At 60.2% G+C, this 17,504-nt stretch carries 17 protein-coding genes; 4 read left to right on the top strand and 13 right to left on the bottom strand.

What is annotated here, in order from left to right; all coding sequences use genetic code 11:
- Positions 1–83: 83 nt before the first annotated feature.
- From msrQ to mrcB, 9 genes are all read right to left on the bottom strand, one after another.
- The gene (gene msrQ / locus ACUXVH_RS30145; protein ID WP_011063485.1) at positions 84–704 is read right to left on the bottom strand and encodes a protein-methionine-sulfoxide reductase heme-binding subunit MsrQ; all 621 of its coding nucleotides are present in this window, start codon (positions 702–704) and stop codon (positions 84–86) included.
- A complete protein-coding gene (gene msrP / locus ACUXVH_RS30140; RefSeq protein ID WP_019092854.1) occupies positions 704–1,717 on the bottom strand; it encodes a protein-methionine-sulfoxide reductase catalytic subunit MsrP in 1,014 nt (337 codons plus the stop codon). Before msrP ends, msrQ begins: the two co-directional genes overlap by 1 nt.
- 63 nt (positions 1,718–1,780) lie before the next feature.
- Positions 1,781–2,638, bottom strand: coding sequence for a CDP-diacylglycerol--serine O-phosphatidyltransferase (gene pssA, locus ACUXVH_RS30135; protein ID WP_011063487.1), 858 nt, complete (start codon positions 2,636–2,638; stop codon positions 1,781–1,783).
- 146 nt (positions 2,639–2,784) lie between these two features.
- Positions 2,785–3,801: a ketol-acid reductoisomerase gene (gene ilvC / locus ACUXVH_RS30130; protein WP_007959661.1), complete on the bottom strand. Its 1,017-nt coding sequence runs from the start codon at positions 3,799–3,801 to the stop codon at positions 2,785–2,787.
- A gap of 45 nt (positions 3,802–3,846) precedes the next feature.
- On the bottom strand, positions 3,847–4,338 hold the full coding sequence (gene ilvN / locus ACUXVH_RS30125; RefSeq protein ID WP_011063488.1) for an acetolactate synthase small subunit: 492 nt from the start codon (positions 4,336–4,338) through the stop codon (positions 3,847–3,849).
- Positions 4,339–4,340: 2 nt separating this feature from the next.
- Entirely contained in the window at positions 4,341–6,065 is a 1,725-nt protein-coding gene (locus ACUXVH_RS30120; RefSeq protein ID WP_026019946.1) for an acetolactate synthase 3 large subunit, read from the bottom strand.
- 582 nt (positions 6,066–6,647) lie between these two features.
- Positions 6,648–6,983 carry a YqcC family protein gene (locus ACUXVH_RS30115; protein ID WP_011063490.1) on the bottom strand — a complete coding sequence of 112 codons (336 nt, stop codon included), beginning with the start codon at positions 6,981–6,983 and terminating at the stop codon, positions 6,648–6,650.
- Positions 6,983–7,729, bottom strand: a complete 747-nt coding sequence (locus ACUXVH_RS30110; protein ID WP_011063491.1) for a tetratricopeptide repeat protein — start codon at positions 7,727–7,729, stop codon at positions 6,983–6,985. The genes ACUXVH_RS30115 and ACUXVH_RS30110 overlap by 1 nt, the downstream gene beginning before the upstream one ends.
- Before the next feature lie 16 nt (positions 7,730–7,745).
- The gene (mrcB, locus tag ACUXVH_RS30105) at positions 7,746–10,070 is read right to left on the bottom strand and encodes a penicillin-binding protein 1B (protein ID WP_011063492.1); all 2,325 of its coding nucleotides are present in this window, start codon (positions 10,068–10,070) and stop codon (positions 7,746–7,748) included.
- A 115-nt stretch (positions 10,071–10,185) separates the two neighbouring features.
- On the opposite strand from mrcB, the gene ACUXVH_RS30100 reads away from it, so the two are divergent.
- The 4 genes from ACUXVH_RS30100 to ACUXVH_RS30085 all read left to right on the top strand — a co-directional run bounded on the left by ACUXVH_RS30100 (position 10,186) and on the right by ACUXVH_RS30085 (position 13,493).
- A complete protein-coding gene (locus ACUXVH_RS30100) occupies positions 10,186–11,742 on the top strand; it encodes a bifunctional aminoglycoside phosphotransferase/ATP-binding protein (protein ID WP_123397765.1) in 1,557 nt (518 codons plus the stop codon).
- A gap of 93 nt (positions 11,743–11,835) precedes the next feature.
- Positions 11,836–12,180 (top strand): pentapeptide repeat-containing protein, encoded by a 345-nt coding sequence (locus tag ACUXVH_RS30095; RefSeq protein WP_011063494.1) that lies wholly within the window; start codon positions 11,836–11,838, stop codon positions 12,178–12,180.
- Positions 12,181–12,406: 226 nt separating this feature from the next.
- Positions 12,407–12,679, top strand: coding sequence for a TfoX/Sxy family protein (locus tag ACUXVH_RS30090; RefSeq protein WP_011063495.1), 273 nt, complete (start codon positions 12,407–12,409; stop codon positions 12,677–12,679).
- A gap of 13 nt (positions 12,680–12,692) precedes the next feature.
- Positions 12,693–13,493: a Crp/Fnr family transcriptional regulator gene (locus ACUXVH_RS30085; RefSeq protein ID WP_019092858.1), complete on the top strand. Its 801-nt coding sequence runs from the start codon at positions 12,693–12,695 to the stop codon at positions 13,491–13,493.
- A 233-nt stretch (positions 13,494–13,726) separates the two neighbouring features.
- On the opposite strand, the gene ACUXVH_RS30080 is transcribed toward ACUXVH_RS30085, so the two are convergent.
- The 4 genes from ACUXVH_RS30080 to ACUXVH_RS30065 are packed head-to-tail and all read right to left on the bottom strand — an operon-like array spanning position 13,727 to position 17,288.
- The gene (locus ACUXVH_RS30080; protein ID WP_019092859.1) at positions 13,727–14,590 is read right to left on the bottom strand and encodes a ChaN family lipoprotein; all 864 of its coding nucleotides are present in this window, start codon (positions 14,588–14,590) and stop codon (positions 13,727–13,729) included.
- 21 nt (positions 14,591–14,611) lie between these two features.
- Positions 14,612–15,379 (bottom strand): heme ABC transporter ATP-binding protein, encoded by a 768-nt coding sequence (locus ACUXVH_RS30075; RefSeq protein WP_011063498.1) that lies wholly within the window; start codon positions 15,377–15,379, stop codon positions 14,612–14,614.
- Positions 15,379–16,416: a FecCD family ABC transporter permease gene (locus ACUXVH_RS30070; protein ID WP_011063499.1), complete on the bottom strand. Its 1,038-nt coding sequence runs from the start codon at positions 16,414–16,416 to the stop codon at positions 15,379–15,381. Before ACUXVH_RS30070 ends, ACUXVH_RS30075 begins: the two co-directional genes overlap by 1 nt.
- On the bottom strand, positions 16,413–17,288 hold the full coding sequence (locus ACUXVH_RS30065) for a heme/hemin ABC transporter substrate-binding protein (protein WP_011063500.1): 876 nt from the start codon (positions 17,286–17,288) through the stop codon (positions 16,413–16,415). The genes ACUXVH_RS30070 and ACUXVH_RS30065 overlap by 4 nt, the downstream gene beginning before the upstream one ends.
- Positions 17,289–17,504 lie beyond the last annotated feature (216 nt).

Here is a 17,504-nt window from a genome sequence, read left to right as displayed (position 1 = left end):
TTGAATCTCAAGGAGTTTTCCGTTTCGACTGCGCCGGAAGTGGGGCGAATTATAGACCTGTAGAATCTGCCGTCAAGGGTTAATTACGATTTTGTTGCAGAAGATGCTTTCTTTGCGATTAAGCGCGGAATCCGGCGCATTACAGGGGGAACACGCAGCAACAACAACAGCCCCCCTATAGAAGCGTAGACCGCCCACTCCTTCAGGTCCGCCCGGACAATCCATAGCATATGCAGCAGCCCCAGCCCCAGGATGAGATAAACCAGGCGATGCAGCTTCTTCCAACGCGCCCCCAAGCGACGCTGGCTATAACGATTGGACGTCACAGCCAATAACAACAGAAAGAGGAACCCCAGGCTTCCGACAAAGATATAGGGGCGCTTGCGCAACTCAACTCCCAGCTGCGACCAGTCCAACCCCAAGATGAATACCCCATAAGCACTCAGGTGCAGCACTACATAAGCGAAGCACCACAACCCCAACTGTCGGCGCACAGCGATCCAGCCCGACCACCCCGTGAGTTTTTGCAAAGGAGTCATGCCCAAGGTGATCAACAACAGCACCAGCGTGCCCAACCCCAGGCGATCAACCAGCACCTTGCCCGGGTCCGGTCCCAAGACCGAAGCCCAAGCCTCATACAGCCAATACAGCGGCCAGATAGCCGCAGCGATGAAGACGCCGATACGCCAGAACGAATAACGCATCAGTAGTTCTTCCGCAGATCCATGCCGCTATATAAAGAAGCGACTTCATCCGAGTAACCGTTGAACATCTGGGTTTCCCGCACATTGGGACTGAACAGACTGCTGGGTAGACGTCGTTCCCGAGCCTGGGTCCAGCGCGGATGATCAACCGTCGGATTCACATTCGCGTAAAAACCATATTCGTTGGCCGCAATGCTCTGCCAGGTAGTCTTGGGCTGCTCGCTGACCAGACTGATGCGCACAATCGACTTCACACTTTTGAAGCCATATTTCCAAGGCACTACAAGGCGCAGCGGCGCACCATTCTGGTTAGGCAGTTCACGCCCGTACATCCCCACCGCAAGAATCGCCAATGGATTCATCGCCTCATCAAGACGCAATCCCTCGACATAGGGCCAGTCGATCAAGGCAAAGCCGGAGCGCTGGCCCGGCATACTCTTGGGATCCTGCAACGTTTCAAAGCGAATGAACTTGGCGTTGCTGGTGGGCTCCACCTGCTTGAGCAAGGCAGAGATTGGAAAACCTATCCAGGGAATCACCATCGACCAGGCCTCTACGCAACGCAGTCGATAAATACGCTCCTCCAGCGAGTAGGGCTTCATGAAATCTTCCAGGGCGTAGCGGCCTGGCTTAGCCACCTCACCATCCACGACCACACTCCAAGGCTGAGTCTTGAGCGCGCCCGCGTTGGCCGCCGGGTCCCCCTTGTCAGTGCCGAATTCGTAGAAATTGTTGTAGTGAGTCGCGTCCTTGAAAGGAGTGATCGCCTCATCCCTGACGGTTACAGCTTGCCACTGAGTGGTCGACAGCTTGTCGGAGAACCACCCGGGAGCCTGGCCCGGCTCAACATCGGCATAACGCGACGCGTCCTGTGCTGCTGCCCATCGCGGCAAGCTGGCAAACGCCATGCCCGCAACCGCACCACTGAGCAGGCTGCGTCGAGAGAGGTAAAGAGATTCGGGCGTAACCTGGGACTCATTGCAGTCGGACGACTTGGGGAATTTGAATAACATGGCAACTCCGCAGTATTGGAGGACAGATGTACCAATAGACTGCGGAGTATGGGGGAAATTACATCACTCGACGCTTTTGCGACGACGCAGGTGCAACAGGTACTGGATAGGGCCCGACGCCGCATAGGCGAGGAACACCAAAAGCAGAATGCGCGGCGGATCGCTGAACACCACTGCAAACACCAGTACCACCGCCAGGATCGCCACAAAAGGTACACGCCCTTTCAGGTCCAGGTCCTTGAAGCTGTTGTACTTGATGTTACTGACCATCAGCATGCCTGCGGCGGCCACCATCAACGCCACCAGGAACGACATCTTCGACCCCTGGATCCCGTAGTCGCTGAATGCCCAGACGATACCGGCCACCACACCTGCCGCTGCCGGGCTGGCAAGGCCGATGAAATAACGCTTGTCGGCAGTACCGACTTGAGTATTGAAACGCGCCAGGCGCAAGGCCGCGCCTGCCACATAGATGAAGGCGACCATCCAGCCGACCTTGCCCATGTCACCCAGGGCCCAGCCAAAGGCCAACAACGCCGGCGCTACGCCGAATGCAACCATATCGGACAGCGAGTCGTATTCAGCGCCAAAAGCACTCTGTGTGTTGGTCATGCGGGCAACACGCCCATCCAGGCCATCAAGCACCATGGCCACGAAAATGGCGATCGCGGCAAAGGCAAAGTACTTGCTCGCCCCGGCCGCATCTCCGGCGCTCATTGCACTCTGGGCGCTCATGGAGCTAATGATGGAATAGAACCCCGCGAACAGGTTCGCAGTGGTGAACAGATTCGGCAGAAGATAGATACCACGATGCCGGACTTTACGGCCTTCAGCGTCATGCCCTTCTTCGACATGCTCATCGATCGGTAGCAGGCTTTCGGCGTCAGAGGCCTGGTTTGGCTCTTCGGGACGTTCGCTCATGGACATTACCTTGCAACGGTGTGAAAAGTTTCGACAGATACCCAGGGCCGCGATTCGGCCACAAAGGATCCAGCTTTATACCAGAACCTATCCATGCAAACGAAAAAACGCGGCCTAGGCCGCGTTTTCCCTGACAAGACTCGAACTTAGTTCTTGGCTTTGTCGACGATTTTGTTGGCACCGATCCAAGGCATCATCGAGCGCAGTTGCTCGCCGATGATTTCGATACCGTGAGCGGCGTTGTTACGACGCTTGGCGGTCATCGATGGGTAGCCGGTAGCGCCTTCGCTGATGAACATCTTCGCGTATTCGCCGTCCTGGATGCGCTTCAGAGCATTGCGCATGGCCTGGCGGGATTCGGCGTTGATGACTTCTGGACCAGTCACGTACTCGCCGTATTCAGCGTTGTTGGAGATCGAGTAGTTCATGTTGGCGATACCGCCTTCGTACATGAGGTCAACGATCAGCTTCAGTTCGTGCAGGCACTCGAAGTAGGCCATTTCTGGAGCGTAGCCAGCTTCAACCAGGGTTTCGAAACCGGCTTTGACCAGCTCGACGGTACCGCCACACAGAACAGCCTGCTCACCGAACAGGTCGGTTTCAGTCTCGTCCTTGAAGGTGGTTTCGATGATGCCGGTACGGCCGCCGCCCACGCCTGCGGCGTAGGACAGAGCAACGTTCTTGGCGTTGCCGGAAGCGTCCTGGTAGATCGCGATCAGGTCAGGAATACCACCGCCCTTGACGAACTCGGAACGTACGGTGTGGCCTGGAGCCTTCGGCGCGATCATGATCACGTCGAGGTCGGCACGAGGCACAACCTGGTTGTAGTGGATCGCGAAGCCGTGGGAGAAGGCCAGAGTGGCGCCCTTCTTGATGTTCGGCTCGATTTCGTTCTTGTACAGCTGGGACTGGAACTCATCCGGGGTCAGGATCATGACCAGGTCGGCACCGGCAACGGCTGCAGCAACGTCGGTTACTTTCAGGCCGTGGGCTTCAGCCTTGGCAACAGTAGCCGAGCCTTTACGCAGGCCGACTGTCACGTCTACGCCGGAATCCTTCAGGTTGCATGCTTGAGCGTGGCCCTGGGAACCGTAGCCGATGATGGCAACTTTCTTACCCTGGATGATCGACAGGTCGCAGTCTTTATCGTAGAAAACTTTCATGAATTTCCCCTATATCAGGCCGTTCCGGCCATTCGCTAATTTGAGTTAGATGCTCAGTACTTTGTCGCCACGGGCAATCCCGGTGACACCACTGCGTACGGTTTCCAGAATCGATGCGGTGCCGATCGATTGAATGAAGCTGTCGAGCTTGTCGCTGGTACCGGTCAGTTGAACGGTATACACGCTGGCGCTGACATCAACGATCTGCCCACGGTAAATATCGGTAGTGCGCTTGACCTCGGCGCGCTGGGCGCCAGTGGCCTTGATCTTGACCAGCATCAGTTCACGCTCGATGTGCGCGCTTTCCGAGAGGTCTACCAGCTTCACCACCTCAACCAGCTTGTTCAGGTTCTTGGTGATCTGCTCGATGATCTCGTCATGGCCAACGGTGGTCAGGGTCAGACGCGACAGTGTCGGGTCTTCAGTCGGCGCCACCGTCAGGCTTTCGATGTTGTAGTTGCGTTGCGAGAACAGACCTACAACACGAGACAGAGCACCCGGTTCGTTTTCCAGAAGCAAGGAAATAATGTGCCGCATGATTAAGTACGCTCCGTCTTGCTCAGCCACATATCGCGCATGGAGCCGTCTTTGATCTGCATCGGATAGACATGCTCGCTGGTGTCGACCTGGATATCGAGGAACACCAGGCGATCCTTCATGGCGAACGCTTCTTCCATCTTCGGCTTCAGATCCTTCAGATCCGTGATACGCATGCCCACGTGACCATAGGCTTCGACCAGCTTGACGAAGTCAGGCAGCGATTCCATGTAGGAGTGCGAATGACGGCTGCCGTAGCTCATGTCCTGCCACTGGCGCACCATCCCCAGCACACCATTGTTCAGATTGATGATCTTGACCGGCAGATCGTACTGCAGACAGGTCGACAGCTCCTGGATGTTCATCTGGATACTGCCTTCACCGGTGACGCAGGCGACATCATTATCCGGAAAGCTCAATTTCACGCCCATGGCCGCCGGAAAACCGAAGCCCATGGTGCCCAGGCCACCGGAGTTGATCCAGCGGTTGGGCTTGTTGAACCGGTAGTACTGCGCCGCGAACATCTGGTGCTGCCCCACGTCGGAGGTCACATAGGCATCGCCCTTGGTGACTTCGCACAGGGTTTCGATCACGGTCTGTGGCTTGATGATGCTGCCGTCGCCCTTGTCGTAAGGGAACAGGCCGCGATCACCGCGCCACTCTTCGATCTGCTTCCACCAACTGGCGACCGTCTCCTTGTTCGGGGTATCGCCGATTTCCTTGAGTGCCGCGACCATTTCAGTCAGGACGCTCTCCACTGGACCGACGATAGGCACATCGGCCTTGATGGTCTTGGAGATGGAAGCTGGGTCGATATCGACATGGATGATCTTGGCATTCGGGCAGAACTTCGGCGCACCGTTGATCACCCGGTCATCGAAGCGCGCGCCCACGGCCAGGATCACGTCGGCATGGTGCATGGTCAGGTTGGCGGTGTAGCTGCCGTGCATGCCGAGCATGCCCACGAACTGCCGGTCGGTGCCCGGATAGGCGCCCAGGCCCATCAAGGTATTGGTCACTGGCAGATTGAGCATCTTGGCCAGTTCGGTCAGCGGTGCGGAACCGCCGCCGAGAATCACGCCGCCGCCTGCATAAAGCACAGGGCGCTTGGCCGCCAGGAGCATTTCTGCCGCCTTGCGGATTTGCCCGGAGTGACCGCGAACAGCTGGGCTGTAGGAGCGCAGCTTGGCTTTCTTGGGGAAAACGTATTCGAACTTTTCAGCCGGGTTGGTCATGTCCTTGGGGATATCGACCACCACCGGACCAGGACGACCGGATTGCGCCAGGTAGAAGGCTTTCTTCATGACTTCCGGGATTTCCGAAGCGTGCTTGATCATGAAGCTGTGCTTCACGATCGGCCGGGAGATACCGATCATGTCGGTTTCCTGGAACGCGTCGGTGCCCACCATGGTGCTGGGCACCTGGCCGGAAATGATCACCATGGGAATCGAGTCCATATAGGCGGTGGCAATACCGGTAATGGCATTGGTCGCGCCCGGGCCGGAGGTCACCAGTACCACGCCGGCTTTACCGGTGGCACGGGCATAGCCGTCAGCCATATGGGTCGCCGCTTGTTCGTGACGAACCAGGATGTGGGTCACTTCCGGTTCTTTGAACAGGGCATCGTAAACATGAAGGAGAGCACCACCCGGGTACCCGTAGATATATTTGACGCCTTCGTCACGCAAAAAGCGGACGAGCATCTCACCGCCAGATAAAAGCTCCACGTTGTTCACCTCTAAAACGCCAGAATACCGCCCTCAAAAGGGAGCGGGTCTTAATAGGTTTACTTCTCAGCAGAGCATGAGCGACGGTGGTCGCCGACTACGTCAGCACTGACTGAGCAAGTATTGGGAGCGCCCCAAAGTGTTGCGGGGTTTTCCCACCCAGCGCGAGGTAACGCGTTGCGGGTGTAGCACTTCGGCGCGGATGTGCGCCTCATGATCTGCTGAGTGGGTCTGCTTCTGGCAGTCCCTCTACAGCGGACTTTGGATTCTTCTGTTTCGTCCTCTTCAAGTCAAGTCGTCTATGTGGTTAATTCGAACTAAGCGCATGAGAACGCAAGAAAAAACCCAAAAACGACTGCTGTCTGCGCTTCAATTGCGCAATCTTCGGCAAGCAACTCAGAAATGCGAACCCGGACTTTGGGCGAAACCCCATTGCCAGAGAGCCGAGAGGAACGTCATGCACTGCAACAACAGCAATGCACGGACAGACATGACCCCTCCGAAGTTGTCACCTCGAGAGAACGAGACTGAAGTGGGCAGCATGGAGGGAGGCGACTGCCAGGCATGCCTGGCAGTCGTGTTTCAGCGAGTAGCAACGATGAGCTGATCAAACTCTTTGAGCAGAACTCGCAACTGCTGGTCACGCCCCTGCATCGGGCGAGTGGAGAACACCATCTCGGCCATTTCCTGAATACCTGACGCATTGGGCAGCGGCAAATCCTGCTCCAGAATCATCTTCATGCGGGGCAGAAAGATCCACTGCAGCCATTGCTCGAACTCCAGAGTATCCACGGCAAAGGGCTGAGTGCTGGCCAGTGCCTCGGCGCTGGGCACAGCGTCGTCCCACAGGCCCTGCACACGCAACTCACGCTCGATCAGCAGCAACTGCTCGGCGATCCTGGGAAAGCGCCCATCCATCACAGCGAAACCCGAGCTTTCTGGCGCGCCTGCGCTGCACCTGCGGCATCACCCTGTTTCTCACGCGCCTGGGCAATCAGCTCCCACAGGCTTGCCTGGAGATCAGGGCGGCCGTTGGCAAAACTCAGGCCACGGCGAGCGAACTGCTCGGCCTGGGGCGCATCCCCCTGGGCCATGCGTACCTGAGCCAGGCGATACAGCACCTGCGGCTCGCGTGGCGCAACACGCTGCGCTCGCTCGAGGCTGGAGGAAGCACCGTTCAAGTCACCACTGGACTGCTGTTGTTGCGCAGTGGTCAGCAACGCCAGCACCGGGCCATCCAGTTGCTCATCGGCCGACAGACCACCGGCCCGGGCCGAAGGGATGCCACTGGGCGTAGAGGGCATGTTGTAAGTGCCCTGACTGATCGGTGCCGACTGATAACCGGAGCCGTCCACCGGCCCCGGGGTAATAGGCCCTGAAGTGACCGGCCCCGGAGTAATGGGCGAACTGCTGATCGGCGCCGAGGCCGTAGCGCCGCCGCCCGGAACCATTACCACTACGCCGGAATCTTCCGGAATCGCCTGTGCCTGAGCCTGCGCCGGGCGCTTGATGGTCGTCTGGCGAAAGCCTCCGGAGGCGGAAATCCGCTCGCTGTTGGACACGGCAGTGCCGGAATCCACGACGGGAATAGAGCCGCGCTGCACACTGGCGCAACCGTTGAGCAACGCCAGAGCTGTAATAGCTGGAATCCACCACTTGTTCACGTCAAACCCTCATCGCTTAGTTCATCCAGCCCTTGACCCAATCCATCACCGAATCGCCGCCTGCCGGGTTTTCTCCCCCACAGGAAGCACCGGGAGGCGGTTCGCTGCCGCGAATATACGGCATCTGCACAGCCCCCGGACAGTTGGCATCGGAGCCCTGCCCGGTACGCGAATCGACCCAGGCCTGAACCACGTTGTCCGGCTGCGGCATATCCAACGGCAGCGGGTCGGCCTTGCGCATGAAACTGGTCCACACCTGCAAGGCGCCGGTAGCACCGGTAAACGGCGTCTTGCCGTTATCGTCGCGGCCCAGCCAGACCACGGCTAGCAGGTCCTGGCTGAAACCGGCGAACCAGCTGTCACGGGAGTCGTTACTGGTACCGGTCTTGCCCGCCAACGCTAGAGTCTTGGGCAACACGTTGTACACCGAGCTGCCGGTGCCTTCGCGCATCACCCGCTGCATTGCGCTTTGAATCAGATAGATCGAGCCGGCATCAAAGCGCTGCTGAATCTGGAACGGATAGCGCTTGAGCGGCTCGCCTTCCGCTGTCAACACGCTGCGAATCCCGCGCATCGGCGTATTGAAGCCGCCATTGGCCAGCGTCTGGTACATGGTCGCCACTTCCATCGGGCTCATGCCCCCTGCCCCCAGCAGCATCGATGGGAAGGCCGGGAACTCGCGGGTCACCCCCAGGCGCCCAAGGGTCTTCAGGACATTGGGCACACCCACTTCCAGGCCGAGCCGTGCGGTAGACAGGTTGTAGGAGTGAGCCAGGCCCTGGTACAGGAACACCGTACCGTGGGAGCGCCGGTCATAGTTCTGCGGCTTCCACACCTGGCCGTCTGCACCTTTTACCGAGAACGCCTCATCCGACAGCCAACTGGTCAGGGTGTACTGGCTGGGCTTTTCCAGGGCGGTCAGGTAGACCGCAGGCTTGATCAGCGAGCCGATCGGACGCACCGCATCCAAGGCCCGGTTGAAACCGGCAAAGCTGGCCTGACGACTGCCAATCATGGCCTGGACCTCACCGGTTTCCGGGTTGGTCACCACCATCGCCGCCTCGACGTCTTCCGAGCCCTTGCGCCCGGCCAGGCGCTTGAAGGTGTCGTTGACCGAGGCTTCGGCCTTCATCTGCAGGATCGGATCGAAACTGGTGAAGATCCGCAGGCCTTCTTCAGTCAAGTCTTCATCACGGTAGTCTTCGCGCAACTGACGCTTGACCAGGTCGAGGAAACCGGGGAAGGAACTGTCCGCCAGGCTGCCGCGCTTGGTTACGCCCAGTGGCATCTTCTTCGCCGCCTCCACCTGTTCCGGGGTAGCCACGCCCTGCTGTGCCAGCAGATCGAGCACCAGGTTACGCCGCTCCAGGGCACGTTCCGGGTAGCGCCGCGGGTTGTAATAGGAAGGCCCTTTGACCATCCCGACCAACAGCGCCACCTGGTGCAACTTGAGTTCGGACAGGGGCTGGCTGAAGAAGAACTGGCTGGCCAGACCGAAACCGTGCACCGCACGCTGACCGTCCTGGCCGACGAAGACCTCGTTGAGGTAGGCCTCGAGAATCTCGCGCTTGTCGTAATGCAGCTCCAGCAACAACGCCATCATCGCTTCATTGAGCTTGCGCGACAGGCTGCGCTCGTTGGTCAGGAAGAAGTTTTTCACCAACTGCTGGGTCAGGGTACTGCCGCCCTGGCGCATCTGGCCGGACGAAGTGTTGACCCAGATCGCACGGGCAATCGACTTGGGCGACACCCCGTGGTGTGAATAGAAGTCGCGGTCTTCCACCGCCACCAGAGTTTCCAGCAGATACGGCGGAACCTGATCGATCTTGATCAGGATCCGGTCTTCGAGGTTCTTCGGGTACAGGCCGCCGATCAGCAATGGCTCCAGGCGCACCACCGCGAGCTTGGCCCCCTTGCTGCCGGACAGTTCCGCCACGTAATCGCCGGAGAAGCGCACGCGCACCGGCTGAGCCTGCTCCAGCCCTTCATAGAACTGGAAGCCGCGGGTGTTCAGGTCCACGGTATTGCCATTGACCGAGGCTGCGCCCGGGCCGTTGGCGACACTTTCACGGCGATAGCCCAGAGCGTCGAGTTCCGTGAGGAAATCGTCCTTGCTGAGCTTTTGTCCGACGAACAGCTCAAGCGGGCGGGCGTAGACCTTGGCCGGAATGGTCCAGCGCTTGCCGGAGAATTTTTCCTGGACCACGGCATCGAGGTAAACCGCAAAGCCGGCGAGCACCACCAGACCGACCAGACTGAGCTTGAGGGCCCAGCCCAGCCAGGGGCGCAGGCCACCAGACGGCGTTTTTTTAGCAGAACGAGGGGATCGGGTACGAGTCATGGCGGCGGATTATACGCACTTTATTCATCGTCAACATGCGCCACCCGAGGTTTGCCTTAGTGCGTTCAGCGGCCATAATGACGCCCTCGATTTTCCCGACTCTGAAGGATCGCCTGTGAGCCAGTCACTGATCGCTGCCCTGCAAAACCCCGCCTTGTTTCCTCATCCCGTAGAAGGGTTTCAGGTCATCGAAACCCACATCTCCTGGGTTCTGCTCACCGGCCCCTTTGCCTATAAAGTGAAGAAGCCGGTCAATTTCGGCTTCCTCGACTTCACCAGCCTGGACGCCCGCGAGCACTTCTGCGGCGAAGAGTTGCGCCTGAACCAGCGCCTGACCGAGGACCTGTACCTGGAAGTCCTGCCGATCACCGGTAGCGCCGAAGCCCCGGTACTGGGCGGCGATGGTCCGGCTATCGAATACGTACTGAAAATGCGTCAGTTCCCGCAAAGCCAGTTGCTCAGCACCTTGCAGGCCAACAGCGAGCTGACCACTGCGCACATCGATGAGATGGCCAGGCAGATCGCCCACTTCCACCTTAGCGCGCCCAAGGTTCCAGCTGAGCATGAAGCCGGCACCCCGGAGAGCGTGATGGCTCCGGTGCGTCAGAACTTCGAACAAATCCGCCCATTCCTCAGCGAGAAGGCCGATCTGCAACAACTTGAAGCCCTGCAAGCCTGGGCCGAAACCAGCTTCGAACGCCTCAAGCCTCTGCTGGCCCAACGCAAGAGCGAAGGTTTCATCCGTGAATGCCATGGCGATATTCACCTGGGCAACGCCACTCTGATCGACGGCAAGGTGGTGATTTTCGACTGCATCGAATTCAACGAACCGTTTCGTTTCACCGACGTCTACGCCGATACCGGCTTCCTTGCCATGGACCTGGAAGACCGCGGTCTGAAGAGCCTGGCGCGACGCTTCATCAGCCAGTACCTGGAGCTGACCGGCGACTACCAGGGCCTGGAGCTGCTCAATTTCTACAAGGCCTACCGTGCCCTGGTACGCGCCAAGGTCAGTCTGTTCAGCATGCCTGCCGAAGCCACGCCGGTGCAGCGCGCCACCACCCTGCGCCAGTACCGCAACTACGCCAATCTGGCGGAAAGCTACAGCACCATTCCATCGCGTTTCCTGGCCATCACCTCAGGCATTTCGGCGGTCGGCAAGAGCCGCGTGGCCATGCGCCTGGTAGAGGCACTGGGCGCCGTTCGCCTGCGCTCCGACGTAGAGCGCAAGCGCCTGTTCGGCGAGCAACAGGTGCCCAACGACCCACACGCTGGCATCTATAGCAGCGAAGCCAGCAGCGCCACCTACGCGCGCCTGCATGAAATCGCCGAAACCATCCTGCGTGCCGGCTTCCCGGTAGTGATCGACGCGACCTACCTCAAACGTGCCCAGCGCGATGCCGCGGCCAAAGTGGCCGAGGCCACTGGTACGCCCTGCCTGATCATCGACTGCAACGCTCCTGAGGCAGTGGTTGCCAGCTGGCTGGCCCAGCGCCAGGCCGATCAGAACGATCCATCCGACGCCACTCTGGAAGTGATTGCCAACCAGCAAGCCACTCGCGAAGCGCTGACCGACGAAGAGCTGCTGCGCAGCAAGCGCATAGAAACCAACGAAAGCGGCAGCCTGGACGCCCTGGTTGCCAACATTCGCCAACGCCTCCCAGGCCTGTAAACGGTCATTTCAGCCGTGAAGTGGCAAAGACTTCACGGCTGAAAAATAGTGGCACTATACTGGCGTCATAAATCCAACACTGGTGACGTCGCCATGAGCCAACCGAAACTTCTCGACACTCCGCTTTACGCCCTGCTGCATAAAGACGACATCGTCGGCTTCAACCGCGAACGCCCGAAAGATCAACCCATCGACATGCGCGGCGGGGATTTCCGCGGCCTCGACCTGCGGGAACTGAACGCACAAGGCATCGATTTCACTGACGCCTACTTTCGCTCCGCGGATCTGCGGGGGCTGGACTTGAGAAACTCGTCCATGGAAGGCGCTAGCCTCGCCCATGCACAGATTTCCGGCGCCTACTTTCCGGTGGAACTGAGTGCCGACGAGATTCTCATGTCGGTCAATTTCGGCACTCGCCTGCGTTACCGCACTCGCTGACCCCGCCGCCCGTCTTTGTCCGGCGTTCTGTTCAGCGCCGGACCTGGTCCGCTTTCTCGCCTGCACCCCGCCCTTCGCATGGCCTGCCCCCCCTCCCTTCGAGCTTCACCGCTGCGCCCTTAGAAGCATTTGCGCCAAACCCGACCAAAGAACAGCGCGTTTTCTACTGAGCGCTACACTCCTCTGAGGCTGCCCACTCACCATTCGGCCATCGCCAGGAGGCTTAATGAATGATGAACTGCAACACCTGAAGAACCTTGGCAAGACATCGGCACAATGGCTGCATGCAGTGGGCATCCATAGCGCTTCCGACTTGCGCCGCCTGGGTGCGGTGGACGCCTACCGGGCCGTGCGGACCCGTGGTTTTCGTGCGTCGAAAGTCTTGCTCTATGCCATCGAGGGCGCCCTGATGGACATGCACTGGAACGACCTTCCCGCCGAACGCAAAGAGGCGTTGAACAAGCAACTGGACGCCATTTCCTCTCGTCACAAAAACTGACTGGCAGAGCCAAATGTATCTAATGGGGGAGCAGCCGGCTTACGCCGACGCCTTGATCAACAGACTGCAGAGCATTCCGCCGCAATTGCTGGACGGGCTTGCGCCCAGCGGCCCGACGTTGGAGCTTGGCCCCATCGCTGAGCTGTCCAGCGTATTGCCCGGCGACCAGTTGTTCCTGCTGGCAAGTGGCGTGATCCAGGCCAGTGTCGAAGAGCGGCCACTGTTCTACCTGCATGAAGGCGACCTGGTGGGGCTGCGGCGCGGCATCGAACTCCCGCAGTGGCAACTGCACTGCGATACGCCGCTGCAACTGATTCCCTATCTGAGGACTGAAGTGTTTCGGCACATCCAGGCCGACGTACAACGCTCGGAACTGCTCGTACAGTACCTGATCGGCCAGACCGCCCTGCTGTCCGATGCCATTGCCCGTCTCAAGCCGCCAGAGTTGCGCAGCAGCAACGGCTTCAAGCGCGTGGAGGCGGGCGAAAGGCTGATTACCCAGGGGGATGAGGCAGATCATGTGTTTGTAATACTCGAAGGCCATGCACAGGCCTTCGTCGACGGGCACAAGGTCGGCGACGTCCCCAAGGACGAGATTTTCGGCGCCATGGCAGTGTTCACCGGAGAAAAACGCAGCGCCAGCGTGATCGCCAGCGAACCCAGCACAATCATGCTGATTCCCAAGGACCAGTTTCTCAGCCTGACCCAGAGCAATCCGCGCATTGCCCACAGCCTGATCGAAAGTATGGCGCGCCGCATCGACCTGTTGAACAAGGAAGTGACCCGGCTCATGACCTTGAACAACTCGAACTGACCCCGGATTCCAGGCAGATCCAAACGGACGTTTGGCAAAATATGCAGAAATCTGAAAAGCCTTGTTGACTTCGAAATGAGAATCGTTATGATTATCACAACTGGTCGCGAGATCAGTCGATAACCTGGAAGACCAGTGGTTCGGACTCTCAGATTATCTCCTCATCAGGCTAATCACGGTTATTTGACCCGGCTCTTGCCGGGTCTTTTTTTGCCCGCAGAAAAGCCCTCCGATCAGGGCCTCAGTTGCGCGCAATAGTCCTTGGCGGGCTGGGGCGGCGTATACCAGACGTAGTCGGCCGATGCCGCGGCAACCTGTTGCCCCTGCTCCGCCAGAATCAACACCACCACCTCCTGGCTTCGGTCCAGATCGGCAAGATGCAGAGGCACGCCAAGATCCTTGCGACCGTGAAACGCCCCGGCCAGCAACAGGGCCGGAGCCGGAGCCGCCAGCAGCTGTTCAGCCATGCGTCGGTCCCGTTGCTGCTGCACCGCCCGCATTGCCGGCACCTGGCTCTCCGGCAGCAAGCCACAGTGCGATTCGCGGATTTGCCCGGCCAATGCCTCGATCACCGACGGTGCGTTGCTCCGTGTGCCGGTCAGGACGGGCGCCCGTGCATAAATGGCACGCACCTCCTGGCGATCCAGATTGGCAGCGAGCAAGGGATAGGGCTGACGCAGGGCAAAACCCACCAGCGGGCCGTAGAGGCTCCAGTCCCAGCCTGATTGCCAGGCCAACCTGCCGGGTAGGTCATCAGGCAACCGCCCCCCATCAATGGAGCGTTTTACCCCATCGACTTCTGGCTGCTGATCCGGGTTGAGCATTTCCAGCAACAGACTGCCCTGTGGCCGCTCCCGGGCCATGGAGCGCAAGAGCCAGAGTTGCAGGACATGATGATCGGGATTGTCATGCTGCTCGCCAATGATCACTCGGGGGGCCCGTGCCAGGCGCCCTACCAGTTCGACAGGGGTCAGCGCCTTGGCACTGCGCAGCTCAATGATACTGCCGGGCGCCGAAGCCACCGGCGGCGGCAGGATCCCCGGCATGCTGTGACAGGCGGCCAGCAGCATGGCCAGCAACAATGGCAATACGCGCATCAGGTCTCTCCGGGCTTCGCCTCAGCGGGCGATGATCAACGGGTGCCCGCGTTCGGGATGCTCCTGCACCAGAACTTCCAGGCCGAACACCGCCTTCAGGGGCTCAGGCCGCAGTACCGCGGTCGGTGTTCCCAATGAATGCGGGCGGCCGCCTTCAAGCAACAAGACCCGGTCACAATAACGCGCAGCCAGATTCAGGTCATGCAGGATGACCAGCACCGCCGCGCCGCGGTCGGCGAAGGCTCGAATGGCCTGCAAGGTGACGTGCTGGTGCAAGGGGTCGAGTGCAGAAGTCGGCTCATCCAGCAGCAGGTTGTGCCCTGGCTGGCCCGGCCACAGTTGCGCCAGGACCCGCGCCAGATGCACCCGCTGGCGCTCGCCGCCGGACAGCGCGAGATAGCTGCGCCCCGACAGGTGCGCCACATCGGCAGCATTCAAAGCAGCGTTGACGATTTCCTCGTCACGCACGCGCCCGGTCTGATGGGGCAAACGCCCCAGCGCCACCACCTCCTCCACACGAAAGGCGAAATCCAGGCTCGAAGCCTGGGGCAGCACTGCCAGGCGCTGCGCACGCTCGGCGCCCGACCAATGAGCCAGTTCCTGATCATCCAGCAGCACCTGCCCCTGATGAGCCGCCAGTTCACCACTCAAGCCCCCCAAGAGGCTGCTTTTACCTGCACCATTAGGGCCGAGGACTCCCAGCACCTCGCCCGGCAGCAACTGCAGGTCGATGCCAGCCAGGACATCTTTGCCGCCGCGCCGCACATGCAGGTTCTCGACTCGCAGCATCAGGCACGCCCTCGCAACAACAGGTACAGAAAGAATGGCGCACCGATAAAGGCCGTGACGATACCGATGGGCAACTCGGCAGGCGCCAGCGCCAGGCGCGCCACCAGGTCAGCCAACAGCAGCAGGCTGGCTCCGGCCAGGATCGAGGCCGGGAGCAAGGTTCGGTGATCCGGACCGGACAACAGGCGCACCAGATGCGGCACCACCAGGCCGACAAAACCGATCATTCCCGCCGCCGCCACGGCAGCGCCCACACCCAGCGCGGTGCAGAACACCAGCTCGCGCTTGAGACCTTCGACATCGATGCCAAGGTGCTTGGCCTCGGACTCGCCCAACAGCAGTGCATTCAACGCCTTGGCCCGGCGCGGCAGCCACAGCGCAACCGCGGCGGTCACCAGCAGCAAGGGCCACAAGCGCTGGTAACTGGCACCATTCAGGCTGCCCAGGTTCCAGAAAGTCAGAGTGCGCAACGTGGCGTCGTCCGCCAGATAGGTGAACAACCCCACCGCCGAACTGGCCAGCGCCGTCAGGGCAATCCCCGCCAGCAGCATGGTTGCCACATGGGTCTGCCCGTTGCGCCGCCCCAGGCGATACACCAGCGCCGTCACCCCCAGGCCGCCAAGGAAGGCACACAGGGAGAGCAAATAAGGGCCGACAGCCTCTGGCAGGCCGCCGAACATCGAGCCGCCAACAATGGCGATGGCCGCACCCAATGCTGCACCACTGGAAACCCCCACCAACCCCGGATCAGCCAGGGGGTTGCGAAACAGCCCTTGCATGGCGACCCCGGACAGCGCCAGAACTCCGCCCACCGCAAGACCGAGCAGAGTCCGGGGCAAGCGAATCTGTCCCAGGATCAGTTCCGCCTGCTCCAGGCCCTGCCCGTCGATCGGCAATCCAAGCAGGCGCAAGGCGGCACGCAAGGTATCAAACAAGGGCAGGCTGACAGGGCCCAGGGCCAGGGACAGCCAGATCGCCACAAGGCACAGGACGCCCAGCCCGATAAACAGTGTTCGAGGCTTGACCAGACGACTCATTGGGCCGGCTTGGCCTGGGGATAAAAGGCGCTGGAGAGGCGTTTCAGGCTATCAGGCAAGCGAGGGCCCAGGCCTCCCACCAGCAAGGTCGGGTCCAGTTCCACCACCCGCCCGGCCTTGGCCGCCGGTGTGGATGCCAGCACCGGGTTCTCCTTGAACAGTGCGGCACGAGCGGCATCGCCGGTCAGGCTGCGATCGGAGAACACCAGTACATCCGGATTCAAGCCCGCCAGGGATTCGACCGAGAATGGCTTATAGCCGGTATGAGTCGCCAGGTTGCGCCCACCGGCCTGTTGCAATAGCCAATTCGCGGCGGTGTCCTTGCCGGCGATCAGGGGTTTGCCGCCGGCATGCCCGAGCAACAACAGCACCCCGGGCGCCGCGTGCTGCGCTTGAGCCTGGGCGACCCACGCCTGCTGCTGCCCAAGTTGTTGCTGATAGCCCTGGAACAGTTGCCCGGCCTGCTCTTCTCGGCCCAGCAATAGCCCCAGATGCTGCAGGGTAGCTTGCAAGGTCGGCAAGTCGGCCTGGGCGGAAAACAGTTCGACCTTGACCCCGGCACTGCGGATCTGCGAAAGCACTGGCGGCGGCCCCATCTCCTCGGTACCCACCAGAATCTGCGGCCGCAGGCTGAGAATGCCTTCGGCCGACAACTGACGCTGATAGCCGATGCTCGGCAGCGCCTTGAGCGACTCCGGGTGCTGGCTGGTGGTATCGACGCCCACCAGCTTGGACTCGGCCCCCAGAGCCGTTATCCACTCGGACAAGGCCCCACCGGCACTGACCCAACGCTGCGGCAACTCATCAGCGGTGGCCCACTGGCTCACCAGCAATCCGGCACAGAACGCAATGGCGCAGGCACTCAGGCGCATAAGAACATTTCCTTCATTAAAGTGGGGGCCCGCGCAGCTGCTGTCCATGTGACATGCCGGACAGGCCGGGCATCGAAAGGAACAAGCGTCCCGTAACGGGCGGGGCGGCCATTTGATAATTGTTTTCATTTAGCCGTCAAGTGCCGACATGTTTCATCCTGCAGCCGGAAAGAAACTGTGACAGCCTGGACGCAGAGCCTTCGGACCAAGAGGATA

Source organism: Pseudomonas sp. 8(2025), assembly GCF_052665325.1.
This window is presented reverse-complemented; position numbering and strand designations above follow the sequence as displayed.